Origin of the sequence: Zunongwangia endophytica, assembly GCF_030409505.1 — a bacterium.
Classification (GTDB): Bacteria; Bacteroidota; Bacteroidia; order Flavobacteriales; family Flavobacteriaceae; genus Zunongwangia; species Zunongwangia endophytica.
In genome coordinates this window covers 708,181-723,546 of record NZ_JAUFPZ010000002.1, presented here as the reverse complement: position 1 = coordinate 723,546, position 15,366 = coordinate 708,181, and the positions used below count along the sequence as shown (strand labels likewise).

The following is a 15,366-nucleotide window of genomic DNA, read 5'->3' as shown; positions in this document are numbered from 1 at the left end:
AATTTACTTCTCGAGTCCGCGTTGCAGCACATCTCTAATACCTTCAAGATTTTCGCTAAACGCCATCATTTGCGATAGCACTTGTGCCATTTCATTTTTGTTTCCAAAACCTTTCAGCTTATTGTTCTTCAGAAAAGTTGCTTTAATCGCAGTCCAGCGTTTTTGTTCTTCTTCAGAAATACTTCCTCGAAGCTCTTTAAATTTCAGCAAATTTGCTTCAGCAGCGGCTGTTAGCGTTTGCGATTCGTTTTCATAATGAGATAATAATAAACTATTTAGTTCTTTTTCATTCATAATCGGGACTACTTTCGAGACCAATTTATTCATATCTCGATACGATCCCTGAAGCTTAAACGCAGGTTCCGTACGATATTCATCTTCCATTCCTGCCGATTTAATATAATTGGCGTTGACTTTTAAAACGATATTCCGAATACTAAGCACTTTTTCTAAAACCGATTTATAATCGCTAATTTCCTGTTGTGTATGGTTTCCTTTTAATTCTCCGACATCCGAATTATTTTCTACACGATTAATCAAAGTATAAACATCTTCGAAATTACGCGAACTTAGCTGATGCAACACAGGATTAGAGGTGAGTGAGTTTTCTAGTAAACTCAATTTAAATAAAGTCTCTGTGTCCCCAATAATATCTCCCAGATTATAAATATCGGCACGGTTAGAAAGCATATCGGGAATCCTGAATTTCTCTCCGCTTTCGGTATACGGATTCCCAGCCATAATCACGCAAAATTTCTTTCCGCGTAAATCATAGGTTTTCGGTTTTCCGTTGAAAATTCCCTCGATTTTTCGGGTTCCATCGGCCAAAGAAATAAACTTCTGTAAAAATTCAGGGTTACAATGCTGAATATCGTCTAAATACAACATCACATTATTCCCCATTTCAAAAGCAAGATTCAGCTTTTTTAATTCTTCTCTGGAAGCTGAGTTGGTTGCAGCTTCTGGATCTACCGAAGTAATATCGTGACCAATTGCAGGGCCGTTTATCTTCATAAAAACCAATCCTAAGCGGTTAGCGATATATTCCATCAAAGTGGTTTTACCATAACCCGGTGGCGATACTAATAACAGCATTCCCATACGATCGGTTCGGCGGTTCTCCCCTACACTTCCTAATTGTTTCGCTAAATTTTCTCCAAAAAGCGGAAAATATACCTGATCGATTAATTTATTCCGAACAAAAGACGTTAAAACTCTCGGCTTAAATTCGTCTAATTTCAATTGTTCTTTCAGATCTTCAGTTACCTGATGTCTTGCTTTTCTGAAAGCTTGAAATGCGGGAACACTAAAATTAAAATACAATTGAAGTTTTTGCGTGAATTCATGAAAATTGAACTGAAATTGCCCATTTTCGATATTCTTATGATCTCCTTTTAATCCTGAAATTACTACAGAAGAATCGATATGATTCACTTCTGGACTTTGCTGCGGAAATAAAACACAACATACCGCCTCATCGATATAATTTGTCTGATTTTCTACCGATTTTGCTTTTGCAAATGCCTGAAGCCATTGTTTTACCAATCTTATTTTTGCTGAATAAGAATGTAAACTTTCAACGCTATTTTTAAACTGAGATTCGGCTTTCTCTTTCTTCAGCATTTGCTGAAAATCATCTGCAAGTTTTTTTGCAAACCCACTAATTACAAACTTATCGTCACTTTGTAATTCTTCAAATAAATATTGTGCAGTTTCTAGGCTTACTTCCGCAGAAAATAATCCTGTATTTTGCCCAAATTCGCTTATTACCTGCTCTAATTCCTGAATCAAAAAATCATATTCTTTTGTATTCGGGAAATATTTTAAAACCTGGCCTGACGCTTTAATGGAATTATTGTAAACTTTTTTAGCATCGGTATCTAATTGATTCCAAAAATATCTGGCAAAAGCACGAATTTCAGATCTGTATTTTAAAATCCCTAAATCTTGATGTTTCTGAACTAAAATGTGTAGAATTTTAGCAGCATCCAGATCATGAACGCCTTTTATGTATCCTTCGGAATAATTACTACTGCTTTCTTCTTGAATTAACTTCAGCAAGTCTTCTTCATTCAATACAGAAAGATCTTCAAAATGCTGATTTTTGTAAATTTTGAAAGCTAAAAATGATGCTCGATACACCGAATCGTTTTCAGAAATAAATTCCTGATCCCAATATTCTCGACTATTATTTAGAATTTCATTTTTTAATTCCTGATAAAAATCGGTTCCGCTTAAATGATAAAATAGCGTCCCCTCTTTAAAAACGATACTTAAATCCAGATCTTGACGATTAACTCCAAATTTATGATTTCCAAGTTTTAAAATATTCTCGCCATCTTCGTAAAGATCCTGCTTATCTTTTAGCTTTCGTAACGCATCTTCTCTACTTGTTTTTAGGGAAGTTTCAATTTCTTCTGCATTACCGCTATCGTCCAGTTCGCGCAACTGCTCCACAATATCGCGGAGCTTATTGACCATTAGATCTGAAGCGTAATACCCGTTGATTTCAGAAACCGATTTTAAACTTTCGGCTTTTTTACCAACACTTTTTAAAATTCTATCGGAAGCTGTTTGCAGCGCGATTGCTTTTTTATTTCGTTTTTCGGTAATCGCACTTTTCTTACTCTCAAAAGCATTATAAACTTCTTCTCGTTTCTCTAGAATTTCAGCAATAAATTCTTCAAAATCGGCAAATTTGCCTTCTAATTCTTCAAGCTGAATACTGACTTTTGTTTGAAATTCGTCACATTTTTCTGGTGTAGAAGCAATATCCAAATAGTTTATAATACTCTGATCGATAAGTTTTAACTGCGCAGCAAAATCGGCTTGAGCTTCCTTGCTTCCAAGTGATTTTTTCTTGTTTTTAATTGCAGCTTTAAGCTGATTGATAGTTGCAAAAATCAGCGAAATATTATCGATAATTTTAGTGGAATGCGAGGTATCTTCAATCTCTAAATTCGATACAATATCGATTAGCATTTCTAAATCGAGTGCAATTTGATTGACTGCTTCTTCTAGCTTTTTGGCTTCAACTACTTTACTAATTTTCTCTAGTTGTTGCTTCTTTTCTTCAACCTTATCATGATACGGCGCTAAAGCTTTATCATTCAGCAAAAATTCTACGCAGCGTCTTGAAATTTTTGTCGTTTGCTCGGCAATTTCAGCTTCCAGCGATTTAATAAATTCTTCGTCGACATATCGAATTTCATACAAACCAATAACCTCGCCTCGTAATGCTCTAAGTTGTGAGAGTAATTCGACAAATTCATCGATGTTTTTAAACGAAGTACTTTTTATTTTACTGAAAAGTTCCTGCGCTTTTTGCTGAATTTCCGTGGTCTGTTTTTCAGCATTTTTCTTTAACTGAATTACTTTCTGAAATTCATCGATAGCCGCATTTGCAGCGGTATTAATTTCTTTTAACGGCTCGCTTAAAACAGCCGTTTCTTTCTCGTTTAACCAATAGAAAGCATCTAGAATATTTTTAGATGATTTAGCAATATCGGCGTATAAACCATCATAATTATCTTCTTTGCTAAGCAAGGTAAGCAGCTCATTAGCCTCGGCCATTGCTTTTACAATATCTTTATTGCCAATTTTATACAACATCGAATCCTGATGTTCAGACGGCATAATATCACCTTCCAGATAAGGGGTTTGCCAAATCTGAATCATATGATGTTTGGTTTGCTCGTCGTCGGCTTTAAAATAGCATAGTTCGCCATTGGGTAAAATAGTAAACCCGCCACAAACAATTGGCGTATTTATTTGCTGATCGATCATGTTATAATCCATCAACAAATACGTTCCTTTTTTTGGTGAATAAAAAATATACAGAAAATCTTCCCCATTTGAAGAACTCATCGTTCCCTGATATTTTAACTCCTGAACTTCGTTAGAAAATAAATGAAATTCTCCGGTTTGCAAATAATAACCATTCGGAAAAATAATTCCCTGATCGTCCGGTAATAATACTGCAGTTTCTTTTATAGAATCAATTTTTTGTACTTCCTGTATTTTATGATTGTACACAAAATAGCGTGCTTCTTCCTGAAACGGCTTAATTTCTAACGCAATCAAATTCCCTAAATCAGCAAAACGAATCTGGCCATCATCTAATGTTTGATCTTTATAGTCTACAGGTTCAGAATAAATTCCTTTTCCGTCGTCTGTATTATCTTCAATTTTAATAGTTAGATCGCCACCAATGGTTTCTACAAAAACTTTATCTAAAATCGCTACGTGTGAATGTTCCCCATATCGCTGCATATCGCGCGTAGCCTCCTGCCAGTTAAATTGATGTTGTTTTGGATACTTAAATTCGTGCTCGCTACGATTATCGATATAGGTTAAGGTATCCTCACTAATAAGCCATTTAAAGGTCTTAATATCGGTTACGCTATCACTTAGCTGAAAAACCATATGCAGGTAATTCCCTACTCTGGCAAACTTGGTGAAAATTGTATTTCTATAATACTTATAAAGATTCGCAAAATCTGTTTTAAAGGTTTCATCGTCTAAAATAGTTAAAGAAACTGCTTCAAAATTATTATCCTGAAATTCATAAACACTAAAAACATCAGAAAGTGTGATTTCTGTTCGTAATCCAAAATGTACATTGTAACCAAAAATACAGGTATTTCCTAGTGAAATAATATCTCTGGCAACGCAATTATTCTCAGTACTAATTCGATTATTGGCAATTAACTGTGTTTCGAGCGAACCAAAAACCGTTTTTCGGGCTTCATTTAAAGTATTAAGACGTTCCTGTAAATCGGATTTATGAGTATGGAGTCGCTTACGGATAATCTCGTAAGTGCCACCATCTAAAGCATCTTTTTGTACAGAATTTTCTTCGTTAGTATTCATTAGGTTTTGTGGTAAGGGTTGGATTCATTCTCTAGTCATTTCGATTCTATTCCTATTCAGGGCATAGATCCGAAACTTTTGTATTAACAACAGGATGAGACCCTGAAACAAGTTCAGGGTGACGTCCTAATTGTTTTTAAATTGACTAAACCTTTAAGGTTGAAACGCGCTGATCTGACAATCCTAAACCTTTAGCAAGATTGAATAAATTGCCCAACATAGTTTGCTCATTTTGGTCGTTTGAGCGACCTTTTAGTTCCATAATCAAATTCGCGATCGTAAGGTTTTTGATATCTTCGGAAGAAATTCCGTATTTCTCTGAAAACTCACGCACTTTAGTTAGTAAATTTCCTTTAATATCATCGCTTCCTAATATTGAATCCTTTAAATCCTGAATATTAGAACTGTTCTGTACTAATCTATCGAATCCTTTACCTCTGGTAATCTGACCAATAATCTGATCGAAGAACATGGTTTCTCCACCAACAATATCGATTTTAGCCGCCTTAAGCGCATCACTAATTACATGTGCTTGTGCATCGGCAATATCTTTTTGAATATTGATATGTGCCAAATCTACTTGCAATTCTTTATCTAATTTTAACTTGAATTCTTCGTGTTCTTTACCAACACCGTCAAGTTTCTTCATTGCAGCAGCTTTTTCTTCGATACCCGCAGCGTCGGCAAGAGCTTTGTCTCGAATCACATCTGCAGCAGCTTTCCCTTCTTTTCTACTCGCTTCAGATTTGGCTTCCATTCCGGCAGCTTCTGCTTTGGCTTTTTTCTCGATGATAAGCGCTTCCATAAGTCCTTGTCTTTCGTTAGCATCTGCTTTGGCATGCATTACTTCAGCTTCAGACAATCCTAATGTAGCTTCTTCTTTTGCTTTAGCTTCTGCTATTGTTTTTCTAGCTTCAGCTTCTTTTTCGCTTGCTTCTTTATGTGCTTGCGCTTCAATATTAATTTCTTCTGCTTTTTGCTTAGCAGCTTCTTTTTGCGCTTCTGCGGCTTTAATAGTTTTAATTAGCGATTCCTGAGCACTCGCTTCAGCAATAGTAACCTTTACTTTTTTATCACGATCTGCAGTTTTAAAAGCCTGGATATCTTTCATATTTTCCTGCTCTTCTACCACACCTTTTTCTAACATTACGCGATCTCGAATAACATCCTGGATGTTTTTCTTCTCTACTTCAAGCACTTTTTCCTTCTCGATTTGAGCAAGGGTAACGATACGTTCTCTCTCAGTAGCTTCAAGCATACGATCTTTTTCAACTCGTTCGCTTTCTACCGCATCTGTTCGTTCTTTGTTTTTCGCCGCCACGATGATTTGACGGTTCATATTTTCTTCAGCTACTTTTACTTTTTCTTCCGTAGCAATTCTAGCTGATTCAGATTTTAGGCGTTCTTCTTCAGAAACTTTGCTAATTTCTGCGTGTTCTCTCGCTTTAATATTTGCGATTTCACGTTTTTGTGCTTCTTCTTTTTCAGCTAATTGTTTATCTAATTCAAGAATAGCTTCTCTAGCTTCAACATCTTGTTTTCTTATAGTTTTTTGCTCATCTCGCTTAATAAGATTCGCTTTCATATTCTGAACTGCGGTAAGTTCAGTAATCTTTTTAATCCCTTCAGCATCCAGAATATTGTCTGGCTTAAGATGTGTAATTGGCGTTTGTTCTAGAAAGTCGATCGCACAATCTTCTAAAGTATATCCATTGAGGTCTGTCCCAATAATATTTACAATTTCGTCTCTAAATTCGCGACGTGCTTCATATAATTCGATAAAATCGAACTTTTTACCCACAGTTTTTAAGGCTTCAGAAAATTTAGCTTCAAAAAGGTCTTCTAAAGTTTCGATTCTCGATGCACGATCCACCCCAATGGTTTGCGCTACTCGTTTAATAAAAGAGATATCATTATTCACCCGAACAAAAAAGGCTACTTTAATATCTGCACGCATATTGTCGCGGCAAATTAAACCTTCGTGCTCCATTCTTTCAATTTGGATTTTCTTTACAGAAATATCCATTACTTCCACTTTATGGAAAACGGGAACTACATAAAGTCCCTTGTCTGTGGCTACTTTGGTTCCGCCAAAACCAGTACGAACGATCGCACGACCTTGCGGTACTTTTTTGTAAAACATCGCAATTATTGCGAAGTAAATGACGATTAGGAACAGTATTCCCCCTAATCCAATTCCGATAATTGGTAAGATTTGATTCATTTTTTAATAAGTAAGATTAGTCGTTATAAGATTGTACTAAGAAGTAATTTTTATCAGCCGATTGTTTGATGATTAAAATTTTATCCTGATAATTAAGTTGATTCCCGTCCAGTGATTTTACATAAATAGAGTGTGAATCTCCATTCACATAAATCTCGGCATTTCCCATTCTATCTCCTGCTATGGTAGAAAGCAATACTCCCTGTCTACCCACATAATCAATAGCTTTATCACCGTCCTTGTTTAGATTCTTAAAAAAGCCTTTAAAAGGCGTCGTGAAGATCTTCGTGACAAACAGCGAGGTAAAAAAACCAGCTATCATTATGGCAAAACCTATAAAATTATCATAGGTAAAGGTGAGTGTTGTAGTTAATGCTGTGGTAAACCACCAAATAAAAACAAAACAGGTAAATGTAAACATGAAAGGCAAACCAACGAAGTTGAAGTAAATCAATAAGATTTGCCACCATTTTAAAGGCTGGATACGCTTACCAACTACGCTTTCTTTATTCAGCTCGGCATTCGATACATCCTGAAATTCCATATTCGAACCTTCGGTAGAAATATCGACATCCAAATCGGCATCGATATCTATATCCATATCGTATTCAAATTCGATTCCGCTAACCATGGTTAATACCCAATACACTATTAGAAGAATACAAAGAATACTTAAGGTAATATTTACCTCAGAAAATAATATGTCGGTTAAGTTGGTCAATTTCGTTATTTTTTATCTTCATTTAAACCCAGTTGATCTTTCAATTTACTAAGATCATCTTCGGCTTTAGCTTCTGTAGAGCTGGCCGCTTTTTCTAACTCATCATCAATAGATTTAGAAGCACCTGCGATGTCTCCATAAGCTTCTGCCAAAGCTTCCTCTTGCGCAACTTTCTCTTTCATACGTTCTAACATAGAGACTGTGCTACTACTATCTATTTCTGCCATCTGCTTGTTAAGGCTCTTTGTTGCATTACTCACTTTTACACGTGCTTTAAGCGTTTTAAGTTCGTTTTCCCAGTTACTAATATTCGATTTAATGGTTTGAATATTTCGTTCTAACTGCGCTACATTTTCGTTGAACTTTTTAGCTTCTTCTTCAGAGCGTTCTACGTGTTTTTGAGCTTCCTCCTTTTTCACTAAAGCTTCTCTTGCCAGACGATCAGACTCTGTTTTATCCATTTCTCCTCGTTCGCCTTTCTTCAGAATAAGAATAGCTTTATTGTGATAATCTTCTTTTTTATCCAGATATTCATCTTGGTCGTTTTTCGCTCTAATTGCTAAGGCTTTTACCTGAGCTAAAGCTTCCAGATTTTTATCTAAATCCTGCTTAAGATCTCGAATTCCCTGTTCGGTAAGTTTAATGGGATCTTCCATATTATCGATAGCTGAATTTGCTTCGGCTTCTCCTATTTTAAATAATCGCTTAAAAATGTTCATAACGCTGAGGTTTAATATTTTGAAAATTCTATTATTTTGTCTGAATACTCACTCATTAATAAACTAAGTGAGTTTAATGATCCTTCCAATTCGTTAAGATCTAAGTTTTCGATCTGAAGTGTATCTCTAAAGATTACTTTTTCTCCTGAATCGTCTACTACGAATGCTCCATGGATGATATCGCGGTTCTTTTGTAAAAGACTTCGATAGATCTTTTCTGACTGGTTATTAATTCTGAATAAAAACTGCTCCATAATTAAAATAGGCGGCGCAACACCCAGAATTAGGTTTTTAATCCCAAAACTTTCTTTTTGGATCATCAATATCCCTTCGATTTCATTTTCGAATTCGATATCGAAGTTCAGTTCCAAAAGAAAATTCTTGGTAATCTGAAAGTGATTTTTCATCTAGACAGTATTTTTGATTGGTGTTAACTATTACGGTATAATAATACGAAAATCTATGGTATTTTAAGGTAATATTAACACTATCACGGTAGTAATTAGTAATGTGATCATTGGTTGATTAAGTTTTAGTTTATAAAATTCACGCTAATCACTTTAGCAAAATCTTGGATCATATTTGAAAACCAAGAAAACACCAAGTAAATTAGTAATTATCAAAAGTATTAGCTAATATTGTTAGATAAAGATACTACTAAATTTCAATATTGCAAATAATTTTAGCAAAATATGTCATATTTCGGTAAAAATATTAGGAAAATAAGAAACGTGAAGAAGTTAAGTCAGCAGGCTTTTGCTGAACTTTTTGATCTAAAACGTGGTACATTGGGGGCTTACGAGGAAGAAAGAAGCGAACCAAGGATAGAAACTATTATTAGAATTGCTAAGCATTTTAGTATTTCTATAGATGATTTGCTTACGAGCGAATTAACTGTAAATAAATTATTGAAGTTTAAAGACGATCTTGCTTTTCATGGTACATTCCATAAGGAGAAATTCACTAAAATTCCCTGTGTAACCGCTAAAAGTGAAGCTGATTATCTACAATATTACGATAAACCTCATTTTATTGAAGATTTACCCAAACTTCATTTACCAATTAATTCAGAAAAAAAATTAAGAGGTTATATTATTTCTAATCTAGAAATGACCAATAATGATAAAGGATATTGTCCTAAAGATGTGGTTATAGGTGAAAAAATAGAACAAGAAAGTTACACGAAAATAGCCAATGGTAATTTTGTTCTTATTATGGTGCACGATAAATTGCTTCTCCGAAAATTTTATCATGCTGAAGAACATATAACTTTGAGAGCAACTAATAAGAATATCGACGATATTAAAATTCAACTTAAAGATATAAAAGAGATGTGGTATGTAAAATATTGCTTCTTAAAACGCATTCCTGAAAATCATAATGTTGAGATCGAACAAAAATTGAGTTACCTAGAACAGGAATTCATGAAACTGAAAGAAAATTTTAAATAAAAGTTATTAATTTTTAAGTATTTTAGATTACTAAAACCTAATGTCATGAAATCGCTTTATACGCTTATTACGGTTTTATTGCTTCAACTAAATTGTTACGCTCAGACAGAAAAATATACTTTTTCAGTAATTCACAGAGATGATAAAATAGGTGAATTAAGTGCTTTAAAAGAAACCAAGGGAGATCGAACTCAATATATTACTAAAACAAATATAGAGACTCGCATTTTAGCTAAGATAAGCGTTAATTATACTTTTGATGTCGTTTTTGAAGAAGCTCAATTTCAAAAATCTGATGTTGAAATTTATTTAAACGGAAAAGAACGAACCAAAACAAAAACGCTAAAAGCCAATAAGGGTTATAACTTTTACGAATCGGGAGATTGGGAAAAAAACATAAATAATCCCGTTTCATATTGTTGTGTACAGCTCATTTTTGAAGAACCCATAGGAAAAATTACCGTTTACAGTGAGGAAACTGGCGTTTTTCATAGCTTAAAAAAAATTGGCGAACATTCTTATGCTAAAGAGAATGAAAAAGGTAGAGAAAGTATATTTCATTATAAAAATGGAATACTTTACAAAGCAGAAATTGATGCCGGAATTATAGAATTTGACCTACAATTACAGCGATCATAAAGCGTCTGCTATTTCTATTAGCTTCAAACAGGTTTTCCAATTTCTGGTCGTACAATTTATTTTCAGAATCTTTTCTGCAACGCTATTATTTATACGGGCTTGGCTATACCGTTCTGTAGCGCAGCAAATATAAACGCAGTCTTTTGCTGTCTTAAATTGATCTGGCGAAGCATCAAAAATTTCAAGCTTTTGGCGATTTTGAATTATAGGTTCTGATTTAAAAAAACAACAATGTAAACGCTTAATATCAATTTCTGAAAAAGGATTTTCATTAATAATATACTGTAAGTTCTTAGCAGAAATCACGATAGTTTGCACTTCAAAACCGTAGTGAGCCTTTATTTTTTTCTGAATAAAATGTTCTAAAGTAGCAGTATTGTATTCCGAAGAATTAAAAATAATATTCCCACTTTGGATATAGGTTTTAATATTCTCCAGTAAACCTTCTTCGCTTAGCAAATCTCTAAGCTCTGCCATTTTAATTTTTTTGTGGCCACCAACATTAATACCTTTTAAAATTGCTATACTTGTTCCCATTTGCTATTTAGAAAAATTAACACGATACGCTAAATCGAAGTGAATTTAAAAATAATTAAGACACTAATCCCTAGTCTTACCCTAATTTTGTTTGAAATGTAGAAAATTGTCTATGGTAAAAATAAAAGATCCCAAAAGTATAGCTAACGCCCTAAAAGAACTTTTGGAGAAAAATCACGATGCAGGAGAGGTTTACAAAGATGGTATAGAGGAAGCGGAAAGTGATCTTTTAAAAGATTTCATTTTAACACAGGCAAGTCAGCGTGCTCGATTCGCAAAAGAATTAGAGCGTGAGCTTTACCAATTAGATGAAGTTCCTTCTTCTTATGGTACATTTCAAGGAACCTTAGAGCGCACCTGGATGGATATAAGAACTATTTTTGTGGATAATAAAGATGAAGCAATATTAGAAGAGTGCTTAAGAGGAGAACAGGAAAGTGCTGAAGAATACGAGCGAGCTATTGCGAAATTCGACTTTAGTGACGATGTTTTAATAGCCTTAAACGGCCAATTAGACGAAATTAAATATACGATTAATAAAGTATCTAATATTAAAGATCTGGAGACCTATTAGTCTCCAGATTTTTTATTTTTTGATAGGAATCATATAAACTGGCACATTAGTTTTTTCTAAAACCTTTGATGCCACAGTGCCAACTAATACTTTCTCGATCGTAGAATGGCTATGTGTCCCCATTACGATAAGATCGGCGCCCCATTCTTCAGCCTTCTTCAGAATACCGTAAGCGCTGTCTCCAATTTCTAACGCAGTACTAACATTATCATCGTTAAATTGCTTTTTCGCAGTTTTAAGATAATCCTCTGCCATTTCTTGCAATTGGGTTGTAACTCCTAAATCGAAACCCATATTCTGATATCCGGGATAACCTAGAAATTCAGAATAATTGACTCCGTAATGAGAAACTTCTGCTAATACATGAAGAAGACAAACTTCAGCTTTCATCTTCTTTGCAAGATCATAACCTGTTGTAGCGACAACTTCTGAATTTGGATGATAATCCAACGCAATCAAAACTTTTTTCATAATACGATATTTTAAGAATTAAGGAGCGATCTGTTCTTCTTTTAAATAAGATCCCGCAGCTACTGAAGGATAAAATACCGAGTAAGGTTTTATCTCATCATTGATCTTTTTATTAATTAGATTTCGGTTTAATTCTGAAAGATCAGTACACCCGGCTGCAGCAAATAACTCTAGAAAATCATCTAAGGTTTGTTCTTGATAATTCTTAACACGTTTCCATTTATCTTCGACAACTAAACCATTCATTAATCTAGTATTATTTGTAGCGACACCTGTTGGGCATTTATTAGAATCACATCTTAATGCCTGTATACAACCCAAAGCGAGCATCATACCTCTTGCCGAGTTACAAACATCTGCACCGATACTTAAAGCTTTAAAAATATCAAAAGCGGTAATGATTTTAGTTGCGGTAATTACACTAATATCTTTTTTTAGATCGTAACCGTTAAGAACATCGATCACGAATATTAAGGCTTTCTCCCAAGGCATTCCCACATAATTAGAGAAATCTATTGGTGCGGCTCCGGTTCCCCTTCAGCACCATCTACGGTTATAAAGTCTGGTTTTATGCCTGTTTCTACCATTTTTTCGCAAATCTCCAGAAATTCATCTTTAGAGCCGATACTTAATTTAAAACCAACTGGTTTTCCATTCGATAAATCGCGTAGCTGTTTTACAAATTTCAGTAAAGTTTCTGCGTCACTAAAAGCAGAATGTCCTGGAGGAGATAATACATCTGTATGCGGTTCTACTCCTCTAATTTCAGCAATTTCTTTATTATTTTTTGAAGCCGGTAAAACGCCACCATGCCCGGGTTTTGCTCCCTGAGAAATCTTGATTTCAATCATTTTCACTTCTGGCCAGTTGGCTTTTTCTTCAAATTGCTTAGGATCAAAATTTCCATCATCAGCACGGCAACCAAAATATCCTGTTCCTATTTCCCAAACCAAATCTCCGCCATTTCTATGGTAATCTGAAATTCCGCCTTCCCCGGTGTCATGAAAAAAGTTTCCTGCCTTTGCTCCTTTATTAAGCGCTTCAATAGCATTTTTGCTTAGCGAACCATAGCTCATTGCTGAAATATTAAATAACGAACAGGAGTATGCTTGCTTACAACTTGGTCCTCCAATAACTACTCTTGGGTAATCTTCCTTAACTTTAGATGGATAAATACTATGCTGCATCCATTTAAAGTTCTCTTCTTCTACATTAAGTTGTGTTCCAAAAGGATGCGTTTCTTTCTCTAATTTTGCACGTTGATAAATGTAACTTCTATGATTACGATCGATTGGTTTTCCATCAGTATCATTTTCTATAAAGTATTGGTGAATTTCAGGGCTAATTAATTCTAATAAATAACGCATATGCCCCAATAATGGAAAGTTTCTTAAAATGGTATGCTCCTTCTGAAAGATATCATACAAACCTATACCAAAAAGCACCACTCCGAGAATCGAAAAACCCCATGCCGGCCATAAAATTGTACAAATAATTAATCCTACTATTACAGCTACGATTAGTGTAAAACGTATGGCTTCGCGCATAAAATTGAGTTTAAAGAAATAGATTATTTTTAAACAATATAAAACTAAAAAGCATTTAACATTTTCAATGCTAAAATCCTGTTATAATTTATGGAAAATAAAAAAATCGACCTGTAAAGATAGATTATCGTTATTCTAAGATTATTTTTTTATTGTTTGATTACCATTAAACTGGCTTTGGCTCCGGTTAAGAGATTCCACTCCTGCCCTACTAATTGCTTGCCATCTTCACCAAATACTTTTAGCTGAGCTGTATTTGGACCGGAAGTTCCTTGATTTAAAGCTTCAAATTCTATGGTATTAAAACCGCTTTGCAAAGTAACCAAGATGGGCTTAAATCCTCCGGTTAACAAGAAGTTCTTATAGATCACTTCGCCATTAACCGTAATTTTCACTCGATCGCCATCAACATATTGATGATCGCGACAATAAAGCTCTATGAACTTCCCTTCTGTCTTTACATCACCCAGATATTGATCGTTTCTGTATTCCGCTTTAGCTTCTTTATCCTTTTTCCATTCTTCTGCTACGCGATCACCTTCTGTTAAAAGACCATTATCTTCTATTCGCATATTTACTTTCGGCTGCTCCTTTTTCATGAAGATATTCTCGGTCTCCTCTTCAATCCTTGGCATAAAAATATTGTTGCTTCCCGTAGAGGTAGATTTTAAAGTTCCTCCGGTATTGGTGGTACGAGGAATTTCAACCTGAGCCTGACTCAAGTTTGTTGCTAAGATTAAAAATAATAGCGTTAAAGATATATTTTTCATTATTTCATTGAATTATCTAAAAAGAATACACTCAAAAATCTAACCAAAATTAAGCATTTTAATTGAACTTCAATAAGTTCCTTGTATTGAGAAAATGTTATCGATGTATATGCCCTATTAATATTGAATGGCTATTGATTAGTTTGTATATTTATGCACCTAACTACTAAAAAATATAGCGATGCACGTTCATCATTTACTCAATAATAACTCTATTGCTAATAAGTTTATTGCCCAACTTCGTGATACTAGCATACAAAATGACCGTATGCGCTTCCGTAGAAATATTGAGCGATTGGGTGAAATATTGAGTTATGAATTAAGTAAAAAACTAAATTATTCTTCGGAAGAAATTACTAGTCCGCTTGGGATTTCTAAAGTTTCTGTACCAAAGGACGAAATTGTAATTTGCTCGATTTTAAGAGCAGGATTACCATTACACACCGGTATTCTTAATTATTTTGATGATGCTGAAAACTCCTTTATCTCCGCCTATCGTCATCATCCTAATGATGATAAAGAATTTGAAATTAAAGTCGAATACTTGGCTTCTCCTTCAATCGAAGGCAAAACTTTGGTGCTTGCAGACCCAATGTTAGCCACAGGTCGATCTTTTGTAAATGTGATGCATGCGCTAAAAGAAATGGGAACTCCTAAGGAAATTCATCTTGTCGCCGTAATTGGAGCCGAAGAAGGTTTAAAACTTCTAGATGACGAATTTCCTCCACATACTCATTTATGGATTGCTGCTATCGATAAAGAATTAGATAGTCGCGGATATATTGTTCCAGGACTTGGAGACGCCGGTGATCTTTGCTTCGGAAATAAGAAACAACACTAG

The 15,366-nt window shown here is 34.6% G+C and carries 12 protein-coding genes and 1 pseudogene; 4 read left to right on the top strand and 9 right to left on the bottom strand.

What is annotated here, in order from left to right; translation table 11 throughout:
* Positions 1-3 precede the first annotated feature (3 nt).
* The 5 genes from QWY91_RS03285 to QWY91_RS03265 all read right to left on the bottom strand — a co-directional run bounded on the left by QWY91_RS03285 (position 4) and on the right by QWY91_RS03265 (position 8,943).
* Positions 4-4,872: a DNA repair ATPase gene (locus QWY91_RS03285; RefSeq protein WP_290231669.1), complete on the bottom strand. Its 4,869-nt coding sequence runs from the start codon at positions 4,870-4,872 to the stop codon at positions 4-6.
* 145 nt (positions 4,873-5,017) lie between these two features.
* Positions 5,018-7,096 carry a flotillin family protein gene (locus tag QWY91_RS03280; protein ID WP_290231666.1) on the bottom strand — a complete coding sequence of 693 codons (2,079 nt, stop codon included), beginning with the start codon at positions 7,094-7,096 and terminating at the stop codon, positions 5,018-5,020.
* Positions 7,097-7,112: 16 nt separating this feature from the next.
* Complete coding sequence (locus QWY91_RS03275) at positions 7,113-7,817, bottom strand: hypothetical protein (RefSeq protein WP_290231665.1); 705 nt, start codon at positions 7,815-7,817, stop codon at positions 7,113-7,115.
* 5 nt (positions 7,818-7,822) lie between these two features.
* Positions 7,823-8,536 carry a PspA/IM30 family protein gene (locus QWY91_RS03270; RefSeq protein WP_290231663.1) on the bottom strand — a complete coding sequence of 238 codons (714 nt, stop codon included), beginning with the start codon at positions 8,534-8,536 and terminating at the stop codon, positions 7,823-7,825.
* 11 nt (positions 8,537-8,547) lie between these two features.
* Complete coding sequence (locus tag QWY91_RS03265; RefSeq protein WP_290231661.1) at positions 8,548-8,943, bottom strand: CesT family type III secretion system chaperone; 396 nt, start codon at positions 8,941-8,943, stop codon at positions 8,548-8,550.
* A gap of 285 nt (positions 8,944-9,228) precedes the next feature.
* On the opposite strand from QWY91_RS03265, the gene QWY91_RS03260 reads away from it, so the two are divergent.
* Together QWY91_RS03260 and QWY91_RS03255 are read left to right on the top strand one after the other, a co-directional pair.
* Positions 9,229-9,987 (top strand): helix-turn-helix domain-containing protein, encoded by a 759-nt coding sequence (locus tag QWY91_RS03260; RefSeq protein WP_290231660.1) that lies wholly within the window; start codon positions 9,229-9,231, stop codon positions 9,985-9,987.
* A 45-nt stretch (positions 9,988-10,032) separates the two neighbouring features.
* Positions 10,033-10,626 carry a DUF6134 family protein gene (locus tag QWY91_RS03255; RefSeq protein WP_290231658.1) on the top strand — a complete coding sequence of 198 codons (594 nt, stop codon included), beginning with the start codon at positions 10,033-10,035 and terminating at the stop codon, positions 10,624-10,626.
* Here QWY91_RS03255 and QWY91_RS03250 read toward each other — a convergent pair.
* The gene (locus QWY91_RS03250; protein ID WP_290231656.1) at positions 10,621-11,163 is read right to left on the bottom strand and encodes a DUF1697 domain-containing protein; all 543 of its coding nucleotides are present in this window, start codon (positions 11,161-11,163) and stop codon (positions 10,621-10,623) included. The genes QWY91_RS03255 and QWY91_RS03250 overlap by 6 nt on opposite strands.
* A 112-nt stretch (positions 11,164-11,275) precedes the next feature.
* Here QWY91_RS03250 and QWY91_RS03245 point away from each other — a divergent pair, with 112 nt between their 5' ends.
* The gene (locus QWY91_RS03245; protein ID WP_290231654.1) at positions 11,276-11,737 is read left to right on the top strand and encodes a ferritin-like domain-containing protein; all 462 of its coding nucleotides are present in this window, start codon (positions 11,276-11,278) and stop codon (positions 11,735-11,737) included.
* A 12-nt stretch (positions 11,738-11,749) separates the two neighbouring features.
* Here QWY91_RS03245 and QWY91_RS03240 read toward each other — a convergent pair whose 3' ends face one another.
* The 3 genes and pseudogenes from QWY91_RS03240 to QWY91_RS03230 form a co-directional block, all read right to left on the bottom strand.
* Positions 11,750-12,208 (bottom strand): universal stress protein, encoded by a 459-nt coding sequence (locus tag QWY91_RS03240; RefSeq protein WP_290231652.1) that lies wholly within the window; start codon positions 12,206-12,208, stop codon positions 11,750-11,752.
* An 18-nt stretch (positions 12,209-12,226) separates the two neighbouring features.
* Positions 12,227-13,284 (bottom strand): annotated as a pseudogene (locus QWY91_RS03235) (FMN-binding glutamate synthase family protein).
* Between the two features lie 620 nt (positions 13,285-13,904).
* Positions 13,905-14,525 carry a hypothetical protein gene (locus QWY91_RS03230; RefSeq protein ID WP_290231650.1) on the bottom strand — a complete coding sequence of 207 codons (621 nt, stop codon included), beginning with the start codon at positions 14,523-14,525 and terminating at the stop codon, positions 13,905-13,907.
* A 181-nt stretch (positions 14,526-14,706) separates the two neighbouring features.
* On the opposite strand from QWY91_RS03230, the gene upp reads away from it, so the two are divergent.
* The gene (upp, locus tag QWY91_RS03225) at positions 14,707-15,366 is read left to right on the top strand and encodes a uracil phosphoribosyltransferase (RefSeq protein ID WP_290231648.1); all 660 of its coding nucleotides are present in this window, start codon (positions 14,707-14,709) and stop codon (positions 15,364-15,366) included.